Raw genomic sequence first — 17,565 nt, 5'->3', positions numbered from 1 at the left:
CCGACGCAAAATGCCCGATCGCCTAGGCTGCGGTCATGGATGCCGAGCTGGAGCGCTGGAAGGCCGCGGGCCGCTACTTCGACTACCTGGGGTTCGAGATCTTCTACCGGGTCGACGGCCCGCCGCTGGGTGAGGCTCCGACGCTGTTGACGATCCACGGCTATCCGTTCAACTCGTGGGACTGGTCACTGATCTGGCCGACGCTCACCGAACACTTCACCGTCATCGCAGCGGACATGATCGGCATGGGCTTCTCGGCGAAACCGGTCGCCTACGAATACTCGGTGCCCGATCACGCCAACATCCACGAGGCGTTACTGGAGCACCTCAACGTCGAGCGGTGCCACGTGTTGGCGCACGACCTCGGTGACTCGGTAGGCCAAGAACTCCTGGCCCGCAGTGAATTCGGGCAGCAGTCGTACGGATCAGTGCACTATCAATCGATCACCTGGTTGAACGGGGGGCTGTTCAACGAGGCGTACACCCCGCGCACCATGCAGAAGCTCATGTCGGGAACTCCGCTGGGCGACTTGATGAGTCCTCTGCAAGGGCGCAGTCCGATTTCGCGCAAGATACTCGAGCGAACGCTCGACGAGATGTTCGGCCCGAACACGAAGCCCTCACGCGAGCTGATGAACCGCTTTCACCAGATTCTGGAATACAACGACGGTAAACGCGTGCTGCACAAGGTCGGTCGATTCCTGGGGGACCGGTACACCCACCGCAACCGGTGGGTGCGCGCCATGCGCCAAACCGCCGTGCCCATGCGGCTCATCGACGGGCCCGTCGACCCGAACTCCGGCGCACACATGGCGCGCCGCTACGCCGAAGTGATCCCCGACGCCGACGTGGTGATGCTTGCCGCCGACATCGGACACTGGCCGCAAATCGAGGCACCCGAGGAAGTGTTGCGGCACTTCCTGGCTCACGTCGAGAAGGCGACCGCTCAGCTCCCGGCGGGTCCCTCGGCAAGCTGAGCGTCGGCCTTGGACAGCGCCTCGCTCAGGGGTGGCACCGTCAGCTCGCGTTGCCATGGCCGCGCGCCCGCATCCCGCAGAAACGCCTCGATCACGCTCGCCCTGTCGTCGACGGGCTCCCAATCCCAACACAGTCGGCGCACGGTGTCGGGGGAGAGCAGGTTCTCGGTCGGCACGCAAACCCGTTGTGACACATCGCTGAGCGCGGCGCGCACCGCATCCAGTCGGGCGGCGGCCTCGGGTTTGCGCCTGGCCCAACGGGACGCGGGTGGAGGGCCGTTCGCCGGCTCCTGCGATGTCGGCAGGTCACGGGTGGTGCGTGCCCGGGCGAGCGCCTCGAGCCACACCTTGGCGCTGCGGCGCTGCCGATTACCGCCGAACACCGGAAGCGCCGTCAACTTCTCGACGGTGTCGGGATCGGCGGTGGCGGCGTTGATGATGGCCGAGTCCGGCAGAATCCGGCCCGGCGCGATGTCGCGGCGCTGCGCGATGTGGTCACGGGTGGTCCACAGTTCGCGCACGGCGGCTAGGGCGCGGGCATCACGAATCTTGTGGATGCCCGACGTGCGCCGCCAGCGGTCCCGACGGGTCGGTGTTGCCTCGAACTTCCTGAGGTGCTCGAATTCCTGTGCCGCCCAGTCAGTTTTGCCCTGTTCCTCGAGAACCGCGGCCACCGCGTCGCGTAGGTCGACGAGCACCTCGACATCGAGAGCGGCGTAGTTGAGCCACTCGTCAGGCAGCGGCCGCTTGGACCAGTCGGCTGCGCCGTGGCCCTTCATCAGCTGTAGGCCGAGCAACCGCTGCACCATCGCGGCGAGGTTGACCTTGTCATAACCGGCGAGTCGGCCCGCCAACTCCGTGTCGTACAGGCTGACCGGCCGGATGCCGAGATCGGCCAGACACGGCAGATCCTGGTCGGCGGCGTGCAGCACCCATTCGTCGGTGGCCAGCACCTCTGCGACCGGGGCCAGTGCGTCGACCGGATCGGCGCCGTGGCTCACCGGATCGATCAACACGGTGCCGGCGCCTTCGCGTCGGATCTGCACGAGATAAGCACGGTTGGAGTAGCGGAAGCCCGAGGCGCGTTCGGCGTCGACCGCGAAGGGGCCGGAGCCGGACGCCAAGAGCTCGGCGGCCTTGCGGATCTCGCTGACACTGGTCGACAACGCGGGCACGCCGTCGCGGGGCGCCAGCAGCGGCGTCGCCTCCGGCTCGGTCTGCTCGGGCGCGGCCGCCTCCGGGACGGCCTCGTCGGGATCGGGCATCGTCAAGCGCGGGTACGGGAGCCGAGGTCGGTCACGCCCTGGGGCGGCAGCCCGGCGGCGTGCTCGAGCACCTCACAGAACGCCTCGACGTGCGGGCCCAACTCGAGTGTCGTCGCCGTCCACGAGGCACGCAGTTCTAGCTGGTGAGCCCGGGGCGGGCCGGAGATGTCGCCGTAACGCACCGACGTGGTGGCGGTGACGGTGCCGCCCAGGGCGGTGACATGCTCGGCGCGTTCTGCGAGGGCGTCGACGAGCCAGCTCCACGCCACCTCCGGCAGCAGCGGGTCGACGGCTTCGCTGGAGTCCAGATCGGCCTGGATGTAGGCGACCAGCCGCATGGTGCCGTCCCAGGCGTCGGCGCCCTCGGGGTCGTGCAGCAGGATCAGGCGGCCGAATGCGTCACCCTCGGAGCGCTCCGGCACGATCGCCGTCTCGGGATGGCGGACCTCGGCGCCCAGCGCATAGCTGAACGGCGCCAGCCGCTGCGGCGGGCGGATCGGGCCGAGCTCGATCTCCGGTCGGACGGTGGTGGCATTCATCGCCGCCACCGCTTCACGGAACTGAGCCGGTTCGGCGGTGGTCACGACGTTTGACGCTAGCGGATCCGAGCAGGTCTATGCGTGTGGCGCGCCGATCTTGTCGGGCACCGGTCCGGACGAGGCGAGACGGGCGCCGCCCGGTCCGCATGGCAGCATTGACAGCGATGAACACGCGCCGTGAGCTGCCCGACTCGCCCTATCTGGCCGCCGCCGGCGGCCGCAAACCCGGTCGCGTGCCGGTGTGGTTCATGCGGCAGGCGGGCCGTTCGCTGCCCGAGTACCGCGCGTTGCGGGCGAAGAACACGATGATGCAGGCCTGTTTCGATGCCGAGCTGATCACCGAGATCACCCTGCAGCCGGTCCGCAGGCACGGTGTGGACGCCGCGATCCTGTTCTCCGACATCGTGGTGCCGTTGCGCGCTGCGGGCATCGACCTCGACATCGTTCCCGACGTCGGCCCGGTGATCGAGCACCCGATTCGCACCGCCGCGGATGTCGCCGCGATGAGATCGCTGGAGCGCGAGCAGGTGGCGCCGGTCGCCGAGGCCGTCGGGACGCTGGTGACCGAACTCGGCGAGGTGCCGTTGATCGGGTTCGCGGGCGCGCCGTTCACGCTGGCCTCCTACCTGGTCGAGGGCGGGCCGAGCCGCAACCACGAGCGCACCAAGGCGATGATGTTCTCAGAACCCGAGACGTGGCACGCGCTGATGGCCGCGCTGACCGATGTGACGATCGCGTTCCTGCAGGTTCAAGTGGACGCGGGTGTCGACGCGATCCAGGTGTTCGACTCGTGGGCCGGGACGCTGTCGTTGGCCGACTACCGCAGCTATGTGCTGCCGCACAGCACCCGCGTGTTCGCGACGCTGGCCGCCGCCGGAGTCCCGATGACGCACTTCGGTGTCGGTACCGCCGAACTGCTGGGTGCGATGTCGCAGGCCGCCTCCGGCCACGGCGCCCCGGCCGTGGTCGGGGTCGACTGGCGCACCTCGCTGTCCGACGCCGCCGCCCGGGTGGTCCCTGGGACGGCGTTGCAGGGCAACCTCGATCCGGTGGTGTTGCTGGCAGGCCCGGCGGTGGCCGAACGTGCGGCTCGCGCGGTCGTCGACGACGGCCGGCGCGCGGTCGATGCGGGCGCCGCCGGGCATGTGTTCAACCTCGGCCACGGCGTGCTCCCCGCGACCGACCCCGAGGTGATCACCGAAGTGGTGGCGTTGGTGCACTCGCTGTGACTGCGTCGTACTGCGTTGTGGGCGGTGGTATTTCGGGTCTCGTCGCCGCGTATCGGCTGCGTGTCGCGGCCGGCCCGGACGCGTCGATCACGGTGTTCGACCCCGCGGACCGGCTGGGCGGCGTGCTGCGCACCGAGCGGATCGGCGGTCAATCGATGGACGTCGGCGCCGAGGCGTTCGTCGCTCGACGACCCGAGGTGCCCGCCTTGCTGGCCGAGTTGGGCCTGGCGAACCGGCAGATCGGCACGACCGGCGCACGGCCGCTGATCTACAGCCAGGCCCGGCTGCACCCGCTGCCCACCGGCACGCTGCAGGGGATCCCGGCGCAGCCGTCCGCGCTGGCCGGGCTGGTGGACGACGCGACGATCGCCTGGATGCACGGCGAACCCGGTCGGCCGTTCTCGTGGCGTCCAGGCGCCGACCCGTCCGTCGCCGAGCTGGTCGGCGACCGGTTCGGCGAGCAGGTGGTCACGCGTTCGGTCGAACCCCTGCTGGCCGGTGTCTACGCCGGTAACGCGGCGACGATCGGGGTCCGTTCGGCGGTGCCGCCGCTGGCAGTCGCCCTCGACCGTGGCGCGAGAAACCTCACCGAGGCCGTCCGCGAAGCCGCGCCGCCGCCGGTCACCGGGTCGGTCTTCGGCGCGGTCGACGGCGGCTACCGGGTGCTGATCGACGAGCTCGTCCACCGCGCCGCGGCGCACTGGCGCCAGGTCACCGTCGAAGCGCTGCACCGCGGCGCACAGGGCTGGGAACTCGTCGACGACGAGGGCTCGCGCCACCACGCCGACGCGGTGGTGCTCGCGGTACCGGCACCGCGCCTGGCACGGCTCGTCGCCGAGGTGGCTCCCCGAAGCGCGGCCGCGGCCCAGCGCATCCCGGTGGCGTCGACGGCGTTGGTGGCGTTGGCCCTGCCCGGCGGTACGCCGCTGCCGCAGCAGTCCGGCGTCCTGGTGGCGAGTGGCGAACACCTGCGGTCGAAGGCGGTGACGCTGACGTCGCGCAAATGGGGTCCGCGCGGCAACGTCGAGCTGGTCCGGCTCTCGTTCGGAAGGTTCGGCGACAATCTGGCCCGCAGCGCGGGCGACGAGGAGCTGCTCGGGTGGGCGGCAGAGGATCTCGCCACGCTCTTCGGTGTCAGGACGGAGCCCGTCGACTTCCACGTGCAGCGGTGGATCGACGCCATGCCGCAGTACGGCCCCGGTCACGGTGCGCTGGTGGCCGAACTGCGGGCGGGATTGCCGCCGACGATTGCGGTGGCGGGCGGATTCCTGGACGGCATCGGCGTTCCGGCGTGTGTGTCGGCGGCCACGAGGGCGGCGGCGTCGTTGGTCACCTCGCGCGTGGCACGATAGAACCATGGCCAAGCTCGACTTTGACGCGCTCAACTCCACCCTTCGCTACCTGATGTTCTCGGTGTTCTCCGTGCGTCCGGGGGAACTGGGCGAGGACCGCGCGGCCGTCGCCGACGAGACCGCGACGTTCCTCAAACAGCAGGAGGAACGCGGTGTGGTGGTGCGCGGCCTGTACGACATCGCGGGGATGCGCGCCGACGCCGACTTCATGATCTGGACGCACGCCGACAACGTCGAGGCCCTGCAGGGCACCTACGCCGACTTCCGTCGCAGCACCACCTTGGGCCGCGCCAGTAATCCGGTGTGGAGCAACGTCGCACTGCACCGCCCGGCGGAGTTCAACAAGAGCCACATCCCGGCGTTCCTCGCGGGCGAGGAACCGGGCAACTACATCTGCGTGTATCCCTTCGTGCGGTCACTGGACTGGTATCTGCTGCCCGACGAGGAGCGCCGTCGCATGCTCTCCGAGCACGGCATGGCGGCGCGCGGCTACAAGGACGTGCGGGCCAACACCGTTCCGGCGTTCGCGCTGGGCGACTACGAATGGATCCTGGCGTTCGAGGCGCCGGAACTGCACCGCATCGTCGACCTGATGCGTGATCTGCGTGCCACGGATGCGCGGCGGCATGTCCGCGAGGAGACGCCGTTCTTCACCGGTCCGCGCATCAGCGCGGAGCAGTTGATCGATCGCCTGCCGTAACCGGCGATGCTCGGTCATCATTGACCGATGACGACGAAGGCACTGGCCACCGCGACGGTCGCCGCAACCCTGTCCATCGGCGCGCTGATCGCGGCGCCGAGCAGCCTCGCTCAATTGGCGGACAGCGAAAAGTGCGCGCCGCGCTTCGGTCAGGTCATCGACATCACCGCCGGCGACATTGACTGCATCACCGCATCGGACTACGCGGTCCAATACAACGTGAACGGCGACAAATACCAGGTCATTGGCCCGTTCACGTGTTACTCGGGTAACGCGATGACGGCGCCGCTGTTGTTCCAGTGTGTCGCCGACACCGAGGACCGCGCCGAGTTCGCCGTCTACCCGGCCTAGCTCATTGCTCGCGCGACTTTTTCCGCCGAGCGCACATTCGCGTCAGGAGGTCGGCTTGAGCCGCAGCGAGATCGAGTTGATGCAATAGCGCTGGTCGGTCGGAGTGGGGTAGCCCTCGCCCTCGAAGACGTGGCCGAGGTGACTGTGGCAGGTGGCGCAGAGCACCTCGACACGATGCATGCCCAGCGAGTCGTCGGAGCGCAGGATGACGGCGTCGGAGTCGGCGGGGTCGAAGAACGACGGCCAACCGCAGTGCGATTCGAACTTCTCGGTGCTGCGGAACAGTTCGGCGCCGCAGGCGCGGCACTCGTAGATGCCCTCGGTCTTGGTGTCGGTGTACTCCCCGGTGAAGGGACGCTCGGTGCCGGCCTCGCGCAGGACGTGGAACTCCTCGGGGGTGAGCTTCTTGCGCCACTCGTCATCGGTCAGCTGCAGTTTGGGAGCCGGTGTGGTCATGTCACCACGGTACTAGTGCCGGTACGACGCACCATGTCGTCGGCGTACGCGAACGCGGAGTCTTCGTCGTCGACATCGAACTCGCACAGATGCCTGGTGCGTCCGTCGCGGAATTCGCCGACGAGGAGGCGGGTCCACTCGTAACGCTCTCCGTCGTGGCCCGTGGCCTCACGCTCATGGCGGGTCACCGCCACCGTCGGTGATACCCAGGCTTCGGCCGAATGCCATGACCTCATCGAGGCGACCAGTGCGCACAGATCCTCGTAGCTGGCGCGGAGATCGGCGACGGAGCGGTCGGGGAAGCCAGACCGCGAGTGGCTGACGGCGTGCATGTCCGGGGCGGCCATCTCCTCGAACACCGTGTCCCACTCCCGTCGATTGATGGCCATCAGGTACTTGGCGATATGCGCCGTGCCCGCAGCGACCGCCGCCCCCTCGCCGACGCAGTACCGGCGCGTGAGTTCCTCGTAGGCGCTTTCGAAGTCGTCCTCGTCGAAACGGCCCTCGTAGGTGAAATGTCCGGTGTGGTCGATTTCGTAGACATGCAGATAGGACGTTTCGTTGCCGGAGTCGTCCGACCAGACGCTGGAATGCATGCTCAGCAGATTTCCCCGAACCGCAAGAGTGCGCCATTCGAATTGGTTGTACTGGGCCAAGATCCGTTCACCCGCAAGCCGCAACCCTGCGGCACTCCGAATGGGATCCCCACTGAGCCGGCGTCGATCCTCGTACACAGATGGGTTGGCGTAGCAGCCGATACCCCCGTCGAGATCTCTGGCGCATAGAGCGGTTTGGAGGGTCGCGACGGCCTGGCAGGATCGGTTGGTCAGTGCCAGTCGGCTGTGGACGCTGTGGGCGCGCTCCTCAGCGTAGGCGAATGCCGCGTCCTCGTCGTCGACATCGAATCGACAGTCGAGCGCGGCGCGCCCATCGCGAATCTCGCAGACGTCGATGCTGGACCAGGTATACAGCTCGCCGTCCTCGCCGACGGCTTGCCTTTCATTTCGAGCGACGACACAGTCTGACGACAGCCAACATTCGGCGACGTCCCATTGCCGAACCGAAGCCATCATCGACCTCAACTCCTCGAGGCTCGCTCGGAGTTCGGCTGCGGAGCGGTTCGGAAACCCTGTGCTGGAACGATTTTCGACACGGAAGTCGCGGGAGGTGAGCTCTCCGAACGCTCGGTCGAAATCACCGGCGTTCAGCGCAATCACCCACTCGGCGGCGAGCGTCACCGACTGGGCGACAGCTGCGCCTTCGCCCTGGCAATAGCGGCGGGTGAGCTCCCGGTAGGCGCCCTCGAAATCGTCCTCGTCGAAGCGACCGTGGTACAGAATCCGTCCGGCGGCATCGACCTCGTGAACGGTGAGGTAGCGAACCTCGAAACCGTCGTCGTTCGACCAACGCGTCCAACCGAGGTCGAGGCGCTGGCCGCGTACCGCGAGCGTGCGCGTTTCGAAGGACGTGTAGTCCTCGAGGATGCGTGCCAGTGCCGTGCGCGTATCTCCGACCGGGTTTCCGTGTAGGCGGCGGTGATCGCCGTATTCAAACGACTCCGCGGCGAGCTGCGCAGCGGCATCAACATCCCCCGCCTGCATGAGCCGAAAGAGCCTCTTGACGGTTCGGGTCGCCAGATTGGTCACCGTGAGCCGGCTGTCCGCAGATCGCACCAACTCCTCGGCGTACGCGAATGCCGCCTCCTCATCGTCGATTTCGAACAGGCAGACCGAGCTGAACTGGCCGTCGCGGATCTCGGCGACGTCGATGTGCGTCCACGCGAACCGTTCGCCATCGTGTCCGACGCCGGTCTGTTCGAAGCGAGCGACGACGACCGCCGGTGACAGCCAGCAGACCGCCGCGTGCCATACCCGTAGTGAGGACACCATGGTGAACAGTTCGTCATAGGTGGCGCGAAACTCGGCGACCGTGCGGTCGCCGAAAACCGAGCGCGACCGGTCGTCGATACGGAACCCCGGAGCAGTAAGCCGATCGAAGGCTCCGTCGATCTCACCGTTCATGAATCCGATCGGATACTCCGCGAGTGTCGCCTCTGCCTCGGCGACCGGCGCACCTTCACCCAAGCAGTAGCGCCGCGTGAGTTCGCGGTAGGCGCTTTCGAAGTCGTCCTCGTCGAAGCGACCCTCGTAGGTGATGCGCCCGCTGTCATCGACCTCTTGCAGAATCAGGAGGGTCGTTTCGAATCCGGCGTCGGTCAACCAGCGGCTCGACGCCAGATGCAGCCCGTCACCGCGGACGGCCAATGTGCGTCCCCCGAAGTGGCTGTACTGCGCCAAGATGCCTTCTGCGCCAACGCGCACATCGGGTAGTGGGTTTCCCGCCAGCTTTCGCCGATCGTCGTATTCGAAGTGTTCGGCATACGCGCTGACCATCGCGTCGACATCGCGCGCGTTCGCCGCTTCGCCTGCGGCGAAGAACGCTCGAGTGGCCTTGTTGGCGACCGGCAAACGAGTCGCGGCCTCATGGACGAGTTCCTCGGCGTACGCGAATGCGGCGTCCTCGTCGTCGGGTTCGAAAATGCACATCGACGCCATCCGCCCGTCGCGGACTTCGAAGACCATCAAACGTGTCCACGAGTAGTGCTCACCGTCGTGTCCGATCGCCTCGCGCTCGTGACGCCCGACGCATACATTCGCTGAGAGCCATTGCGTTGCCGAATGCCACTGCCGCAACGACGCGACCATTGCATCGAGATCTTCGACGGTGGCACGTAGCTCCGCGGCCGAGCGATCGGGAAAGATCGATCGTGAGTGGTTCTGTACGCGCATATCGTCAACACTGAGATCGCCGAAAAGGCGGTCCAGATCGCGGGTGTTGAGGGCCGTCGCGTACTCGATGGTTACAGCGCCCGCCTCGGCGAACGCGGCGCCCTCGCCCGCAAAGTAGCGGGTCTCCAGCTTGCGGTACGCGGTGACGAAATCATCTTCGTCATAACTGGCCTGCAGCGCGATCCGTCCGTCGGTGTCGAGTTCGATGACGACGAGACGAGAGGTCTCGTTTCCGGCGTCGTCGGACCACCGGGTATGTGCCAACTGAAGCCGGTCCCCGCGGACGGCCAGCACACGAGCGTCGAAGTGGTTGTAGTGTACGAACATTCGTTGCAGAGCGGTCCTGAGCCCGACAGGATCTGTCACGGGCTCACCGCTCAACCGCCGGTGATCGACGTAGACAAAGTGCTCGGAGAAATTGGCGACGGCGGTGTCGACATCCCCGCTCTCGCTCGCATGAAGGACTCGACGGCCCACCTCGCAGGCGTGATTTGTCAGCGTCAGCCGGCTCGTGGCCGCCCGGACCCGCTCTTCGGCGTAGGCGAACGCGGCGTCTTCGTCATCCAGCTCGAAAATGCATGTCCACGCGAGACGCTGATCGTCGATACCGGCGACGGTGATGAAACTCCAGACGTACATTTCGCCGTCACGGCCGACTGCTTCACGCTCCAAGCGGCCGACGACGACACTCGATGACAGCCAGCGCATCGCCGAGTGCCAGGACTGTACGGACTCGACCATCGCCTGGAGCTCTTCGCGGCTGGCCCGGAATTCGGCCGCGGACCGATCCGGTAATGCCGAGCGTGAACGGTTCTCGATTCGCAAGTCGGCGCTGGCGAGTTCGCCGAAGACGCGGTCGAAGTCACCCCGGTTCTCGGCGCAGGCATACTCGGCCAAAACAGTGATTCCCTCGGCGTATGCCTCGCCTTCACCGGCTCTGTAGCGCTGTTCCAGCTCTCGATAGGCGCCTTCGAAGTCGTCGCCGTCGAAGCGGCAGTCGCAGACGCACAAATCATCGTCACCGATTTCGGACACATGAAGCTGTGTCGTCTCGTTACCCGCCTCGTCCCACCAGCGACTGCGCACCATCGTCAGTCGGTCTCCACGTACCGCCAGCACGCGCACGTCGAATCGGCTGTACTGATCGAGAACCCGCTGGATCGCTGTACGTATCGCGTCACGTCCGACGATCGGGTCGCCACTCAAACGCCGTCGATCGACGTAGACGAAGGCATCGGCGTAGGTGGCCACAAGGCCCTCGACATCGTGACTCCGCAATGCTTGCCAGCCGGCTTCAACGACCTCGGTAGCGCTATTCTTGACTGCCAGTCGGCTCTTGGCGGCTCGGACCCGCTCTTCGGCGTACGCGAACGCGGCCTCTTCATCCTCGATGTCGAATTGGCACAGTGCCGTAATCCGGTCGTCCCTGATTTCACCGGCAAGGAGGAAAGTCCACGCGTACTTCTCGCCGTCGTGTCCGATCGCCTCGCGTTCGACGCGGCTGACGCTCCAGTGCGGTGAAACCCAGCAGACCGCCGAAGGCCATATTCGCGACGACGAAACCATCGCGTCCAAGTGCCCCCAACTGGACCGCAGGTCGCCGGCTGAACGATCAGGAAACGCTGAGCGTGAACGGTTCTCGATACGCATCTCCGGCACGGCGAGGTCACTGAACACTCGGTCATACTCGCCACGGTTGAGGGCCGCGAATATTGCTACCGATACCGATTCACCCTCGGCGAACTGCGCACCTTCACCGGCGTAGTACCGTTTCTCGAGTTCACCGAGTGCGCTTTCGAAGTCGTGCTCGTCGAAGCGGACGAAATGCGCGATCCGACCGGTGTCGTCGATCTCGAGCACGTTGAGCGTCGTGGATTCGTTGCCGCTGTCATCCCACATGCGTATCCGGCGCAGATCCAACCGTTCGCCTCGCACCGCCAACGTGGTCAGCTCGCTGTGAGGGTATTGCTCGAGCACACGCCCCATACCCTCGTGCAGGTGCGCGATTCCCTCCAATGGGTCACCGCTCAACTGCCGCCGATCTTCCACGACGACCCGATCCGAGAGGGGCGCCACCGCGGCGTCGATGTCGTGGGCATGCATTCCCCACCACGAGGCGTTAGCGACGTCACTGGCTCGGTTCGCGACTGTGAGTCGGCTACTGCTGGCCCGAATTCGTTCCTCGGCGTACGCGAACGCCGCATCTTCGTCGTCGAGGTCGAAGCGGCAGATCAAGGAGACGCGAGCCGCGCGCCACTCGGTGACGTGAAGCCAGGTCCACGAGTAGGTTTCGTTGTCCCGGCCGATCGCCTCTCGTTCGAACCGCACGATAGCCCAGGAAGGCGACAGCCAGCGAACCACTGAGAACCACGTTCGTGACGACAAGACCCTCGAATGCAGATCTTCATAGCTGGCGCGTAGGTCTTCGAGAGAACGGTTCGGGAACGGCGAACTCGACCTGTTCTCAACCCGCATGTCGGCGGCGAAGAGCTCACCGAATACCCGGTCGAAATCACCGTGGTCCAGCGCGGTCGAATAATCCGCCGACGCAGCACCGGCGTCTGCGAACGCCGCACCTTCACCAGCGTAGTAACGGCGTTCCAGTTCTCGGTAAGCGCCTTCAAAGTCGTCTTCGTCGAACCGCCCGTGAAAGACGACCCGCCCGTCAGCGTCGATCTCGTGAAGGTGTAGGCCGACCGTTTCGTTCCCCGCGTCATCCCACCAACGACCCCAACGCAATTCCAGTCGGTCACCGCGGACCGCCATGGTTCGCCAATCGGAGTGGGGATACTGCTCGTTGATTCGCGCTGAGGCGGCGCGTAATTCACTAGGACCCTCGATCGGGTTCCCGCTCAGCCTTCGACGGTCGTCGTAAACAAACCGATCCGAGTACCATGCCATCGCGCTATCGACATGACCGGCAGTCCCTTTGCGCCAAGCATCATCGACTTGCTCACTGGCCCGGTTTGTTACTGCGAGTCGGCTGGTGGTGACACGTATTCGTTCCTCGGCGTATGCGAACGCCGCATCCTCCTCGTCGAGGTCGAAACGGCACGCGGAGGCGACCCGGCCGTCGCGAATCTCGCACACATCGAGCCAGGTCCACGAATAGGGTTCACCGTCGCGGCCCACAGCTTCACGCTCGAAGCGGAAAACCGCCACACTCGGCGACAGCCAGCACACGGCGGCCTCCCACGACCGCGCTGAAGCCACCGCGGCGTCGAAGTCTTCAAACGAGCTCCTGACATCCGTTGCGGTGCGGTGGCCGAAAACCGAGCTCGACCGGTTCTCGAGGCGATAGGACGAAGACGTCAACTCATCGATCAGCCGGTTGTAGTCGCGACGATTGAGCGCGGTGATCCACTCCGTCGTCACGGCCCCCGCCTCGGCGTAAGCCGCGCCTTCTCCGACGTAGTAGCGGCGCTCGAGCTCCCGATACGCGCCATCGAAATCGTCCACGTCGAAGCGGCCGTCGTAGACCGTCTGGCCGGCCTCGTTCACCTCGGTGACGTGGAGATACTCGGTCATGTTGTCGGATTCATCGGTCCAACGACTCTGAGCCATGAAGAGGCGATCGCCGCGAACGGCCAACGCGCGAATGTCGAATTGCGTGTACTGATCGAAGATTCGGGTGACCGCGGCACGCAATGCGTCGTGTCCGACGATCGGTGCGCCGCTGAGTCGTCTGTGATCGTCACAAACGAAGTCGTCCGCATAGCTCGAGACGACGCCGTCGACATCATGTGACCGCAGCGCTCCGACGAATGGCGGCAATAGCCGGGTTGCCTCGTTTTCCACGGCGAGTCGACTGCTGGCTGCCCGCACTCGCTCGTCCGCATAAGCGAAAGCGGCTGCCTCGTCGTCGGTTTCGAACTGACATATCGAAACCAACCGACCGTCCCGGATTTCGGCTACCTGAAGGCTGACCCACTCGTATTCCTCGGACTCGTGACCCACAGCCTTTCGTGCGAAGCGAAAAACAAGCCAGTTCGGTGAGAGCCACTGGATGGCTGAGACCCAGACGCGGGACCATGCAACGATCGCGTCGAGTTCCTCCAAGGTTCCGCGAAATTCCATGGCTGAAAGCTCGGGGTGTGCCGCGTGGGAACGATTCTCGAGCCGGAAGGTCGGGACAAGGAGATCGCCGAAGGTTCGGTCGTAATCCTTCCGGTTCAGCGCGGTGACGACCTCCGTTGCTACGGCTGCAGCTTCAGCGTGGGTCGAACCGTCCCCAGCGTAATATCGCCGCTCTAGCTCGAGATAGGCGCCTTCAAAGTCATCCTCGTCGAAGCGGATGTGATAGACGATGCGCCCGTCGTCACCGGTTTCATTGACGTACAGCGTGGTTGCGGCATTCCCGTCGTCATCGGCCCAGCGACTCCACAGGAGATGCAGATGGCGGCCGCGGACAGCCAGGACACGGAACTCGAATTGCGTGTACTGCTCGGAGACTCGCTCCATCGCGGTCCGCATTGCGTCCAAACCGATGACGGGGTCGCCGCTCAGTCGTCGCCGGTCGTCGTAGACGAATCCCTCCGAGAACCAGAGCAGGGCGCTCTCGACGTCGTGTTCCTTGATTGCCCGGATGAACATCGGCAGTAGTCGGCACGAGTCATTGTCGACGGCGAGCCGGCTGGACGTCGCGGTCGCACGTTCCCCTGCGTGGCCGGGTGCTGTCCGGGCGGGTTCATCCGATGGCACGACAACGGGCTCGTCGACGAGTCCGACCGAGATCGAGGCCTCCTTCGCCGCGTACAGCGCTCGGGCATCGGCTCGGGCCGACCTGGCGCCCCTGGCGTCACCCGCCTGGTCCAGTACACGGCTCAGTGCCAGGCAGGCCTCGGCGTGGTCGAGCACGATGTCGGTCCCACTGGCGACCGTCACCGCATCCCGGGCCATTGCGGGCGCCTCATCGTGGCGTCCTTGCGCTGCGAGAATCTCGCCTCGCACTGCGCGCCACGCGATCGCCGTCTTCAGGTTATGGCCGGCGAGGCGCTCACTTTCGGACGCATAACGGTCGGCTTCGTCGAGGCGGCCTTGCGCGAGAACCGATCTCGCCAACAGGGCGGCGGCCAAACCCGCGTCGGCACCGGCACCCAACGCGTCGAGGCCTTCGAGCGCCATCCGGAAGTGCGGTTCGGCAGCGACGGGTTCGCCGCTCATCGATTCGATGATCCCAGCGAAAAGCTCCGTCTCCATCAGCCCGTGCCGCAGACCCAGGTCGGCCACGATCTGGCGCGCCTCGCCAAGCATCTTGCGCGCCTTGTCCGGTCGTCCGCGCAGGAGTTCCAGTACAGCCAGATGGCGCAACGACGTCGCTTCGAGAGACGGTGCGGCCGTCGTCATCCGTTGCATTCGAACCACGTCGAGGCATCGGCCGCCGGCCTTGGGCACGGGGCTCGGCCCCCACAGCGCGGCTCCCGGTGCCGCGCTCAACGCCGCGGTGATCTGTCGGTGGTCTTTACTCTGTCGAGCCGCGATCAGGGCCTCGAAGAGGTCGACTTCGCCGTCGCCGACCCGTCCCAGACGCAGCCGCGCGCTCGCTCGGACGCGGTGCGCCTTGGCGAGTCCCGCGGGGTCTGCGCGACGGGCGAACTCGTCGATGGCGCCCTGGAGGAGCGCGTCGTATTCCAACAACCGGTCCGGGTCGGTGTACACGCCGAACTGGCACCGATAGCACGTCGCCCATGGGGCCAACGCGTCTCCGGCGATGCGTTCGAGATCCTCGACAAGGGCCGCGGCGGCGGTCACGTCGCCTGCGGACAGAAGTGCCTCGCACCCCGTCAACAGAAGCTCGGCGTGTATCGACTCGGTGGCGCCGGCGAGCGCCGCGCCTCGCGCGGCCTGGGTGCCGGCGGAGACCAACTCGTCGCGGTCCAGTGCGCGTCGCGCGGATACCGAGTAATGGCGGGCGGCACGCAGGGCAAGATCGTTGGTGTGCTCGTCAAGCGTCCCCAGTTCGCTTCGATAGGTGTGTGCGGCCTCCAAGTGGCGGGCGATCATCTCGTCAGCCTCGAACGCCACACTGGCGCCGCCCGATTCGACCCAATCGGCGAGGCGCTCGTGCAGTTCTGCGCGTTCTGACTTCAACAGCCGCCGGTAGGCGACGTCGCGGATGAGCACGTGATGGAAGCGCCAGACGGCCTCGTCGCCGACGTACGTCCCCGTGGGTTGAGCGAGTTCGAGACGCCGAAGCCGATTGAGCGACAGTTTGATCGCGTCCGCATGGCCGCCGGCGAGTGCCCGAACCGTACCGACCGAGAAGTCGCTGCCGATCACCGAGGCGATCTCCAGTATGCGTCGGTCACCGGTGTCCAGCCGTTCCAGTCGCGACGCGAGCAGGGCATGAATCGTCGGTGGAATGGCGATGGCCTCGACGTCGATGGTCAGTCGCCAGCCGCTCGCGTGCTCCACGAGAACGCCGTCGTGGGCGAGCATCCCGACAAATTCCCGGACGAACAGGGGATTGCCGCCGGTGGACGCGGGGAGGCGATGCAGCAGCTCGGGTGGTAGTTCGGTAGCGCCCAACACCTTGGCGGCAAGCTCGGCCGTCGCCCCGGCGTCGAGGCCGTCGAGGTGGACGGTGTCGGCGACCCAGCGGCTCGCGGCGACGAGGTCGGGCCGGATCTCGCGCAGCTCGGGCCGGGCCAACGCCAACACCAGCACCGGCACGTCCTTGATCCACTCGACCACATGCTCGATGAAGTCCAGTAGCAAGCTGTCGGCCCATTGAATGTCGTCGAGGGTGAACACAACTGGACCGCTGAACGCCAGCACCTCGACGAATCTGCGCAGCGCCCAGAAGTTCTCTTCGACCGAGCCCGGTACGCCGGTCGCGAGGCCGTTGAGGTCGCGCAGCAGACGATCTCGCTCTGAGGTTCCTGCAGGGATGTCGGATTCCAGGTCGCGGGCCCGCAACATCTCGACGATCGGCGCCAGTGCAACCGACCCCTCGACGGCGCACCGAGCCTGAACAACGCGCGCATCAGTCTGGGCGCCAAGGAATTCGGTGGCCAGGCGGCTCTTGCCGACACCGGGGTCGCCGATGACGGTCACCAGCCGCGCCGTGCGCACCGCGATCGCGTCGTCGAGGACGGCCTGAAGGCGCCGCACTTCTTGCGACCGACCGACAAACGGTGCGGCGTCGGCAACATCCGAATGCCTTCCGAGCCACTGGTACACCGCAACCGGCGCAAGACGGCCCTTCACCTGTACCTGGCCGAGCGATTCGTAGCCGTATCGCCCGCGCGTCGCCCGCCAGGTCTCCTCACCGACCACCACGCGGCCGCGCGGACACTCGGCTTCGAGGCGAGCGCCGACGTTGAGCGCGTCGCCCACCAGGTCGGCGTCACCCGCGCCGACAACGACTTCGCCGGTGTTCACGGCGACACGCAGCGCCAACTCGGTGCGGTGCGTCTCGGCGACCCGGGCGGCCAGGTCGACGAACCGGTCCTGCAGTTCGACCGCGGCGTCGACGGCGCGCAGCGCATCCTCGGGACCGATTTCGGGAACACCCCAGACGGCCATGAAGCCGTCGCCGATGTACTTCGTGACGCCCGCGCGGTGTCGCTGCGCGGTCGACCGCAACAGCTCGTGGTAACGGCCGATCACCTCACGTGCGGTCTCGGCGTCGACCCGTTCCTCGAAGGTGGTCGATCCGGCCAGATCGGCGAACATCACCGTGACGGTCTTGCGCGCCGGACCCGCGATGGGCGATTCCGTTGTGGGAGTGGCCAGTTCGTCAAGTGGAGAGCCGCAGCCGCGACAGAACCGAGCGGTCGCTCTGGCCTCCAGGCCGCAGGTCGCGCAGACCCGCGCGAGTGATCCACCGCATCCCTCGCAGAAGCGCGCATCCTCCTCGTTCGCCGTCCCGCAGGAGGCGCAGGTACGGCGGTTCTCGGCCATGG

At 66.4% G+C, this 17,565-nt stretch carries 9 protein-coding genes; 5 read left to right on the top strand and 4 right to left on the bottom strand.

All coding sequences use genetic code 11. The annotated features are described in order from the left end of the window. The first annotated feature begins 35 nt into the window (after positions 1-35). Positions 36-977, top strand: coding sequence for an alpha/beta fold hydrolase (locus AU197_RS09800; RefSeq protein WP_064402355.1), 942 nt, complete (start codon positions 36-38; stop codon positions 975-977). Here the strand turns inward: AU197_RS09800 and AU197_RS09795 are convergent. Next, positions 947-2,242: an HRDC domain-containing protein gene (locus tag AU197_RS09795; protein WP_064402353.1), complete on the bottom strand. Its 1,296-nt coding sequence runs from the start codon at positions 2,240-2,242 to the stop codon at positions 947-949. The two genes, AU197_RS09800 and AU197_RS09795, sit on opposite strands and share 31 nt — an antisense overlap. Positions 2,243-2,244: 2 nt before the next feature. Continuing rightward, positions 2,245-2,781 carry a DUF3000 domain-containing protein gene (locus AU197_RS09790; RefSeq protein ID WP_231744895.1) on the bottom strand — a complete coding sequence of 179 codons (537 nt, stop codon included), beginning with the start codon at positions 2,779-2,781 and terminating at the stop codon, positions 2,245-2,247. A 164-nt stretch (positions 2,782-2,945) separates the two neighbouring features. Between AU197_RS09790 and hemE the strand changes: the two genes are divergently transcribed. The 4 genes from hemE to AU197_RS09770 are packed head-to-tail and all read left to right on the top strand — an operon-like array spanning position 2,946 to position 6,413. Beyond that, on the top strand, positions 2,946-4,010 hold the full coding sequence (gene hemE / locus AU197_RS09785) for a uroporphyrinogen decarboxylase (RefSeq protein ID WP_064402351.1): 1,065 nt from the start codon (positions 2,946-2,948) through the stop codon (positions 4,008-4,010). Beyond that, the gene (locus AU197_RS09780) at positions 4,007-5,362 is read left to right on the top strand and encodes a protoporphyrinogen oxidase (protein WP_064402349.1); all 1,356 of its coding nucleotides are present in this window, start codon (positions 4,007-4,009) and stop codon (positions 5,360-5,362) included. The genes hemE and AU197_RS09780 overlap by 4 nt, the downstream gene beginning before the upstream one ends. A gap of 4 nt (positions 5,363-5,366) precedes the next feature. Beyond that, entirely contained in the window at positions 5,367-6,062 is a 696-nt protein-coding gene (gene hemQ, locus AU197_RS09775) for a hydrogen peroxide-dependent heme synthase (RefSeq protein WP_064402347.1), read from the top strand. A 27-nt stretch (positions 6,063-6,089) separates the two neighbouring features. Beyond that, positions 6,090-6,413 carry a hypothetical protein gene (locus AU197_RS09770; protein ID WP_156434370.1) on the top strand — a complete coding sequence of 108 codons (324 nt, stop codon included), beginning with the start codon at positions 6,090-6,092 and terminating at the stop codon, positions 6,411-6,413. 42 nt (positions 6,414-6,455) lie between these two features. Here AU197_RS09770 and msrB read toward each other — a convergent pair whose 3' ends face one another. Continuing rightward, positions 6,456-6,869 carry a peptide-methionine (R)-S-oxide reductase MsrB gene (gene msrB / locus AU197_RS09765; RefSeq protein ID WP_064402346.1) on the bottom strand — a complete coding sequence of 138 codons (414 nt, stop codon included), beginning with the start codon at positions 6,867-6,869 and terminating at the stop codon, positions 6,456-6,458. Then, positions 6,866-17,563, bottom strand: coding sequence for a nuclear transport factor 2 family protein (locus tag AU197_RS09760; protein ID WP_082696590.1), 10,698 nt, complete (start codon positions 17,561-17,563; stop codon positions 6,866-6,868). Before AU197_RS09760 ends, msrB begins: the two co-directional genes overlap by 4 nt. Between the last annotated feature and the right edge of the window lie 2 nt (positions 17,564-17,565).

Origin of the sequence: Mycobacterium sp. IS-1590 (assembly GCF_001500025.1) — a bacterium.
Taxonomy (GTDB): domain Bacteria; phylum Actinomycetota; class Actinomycetes; order Mycobacteriales; family Mycobacteriaceae; genus Mycobacterium.
This window is presented reverse-complemented; position numbering and strand designations above follow the sequence as displayed.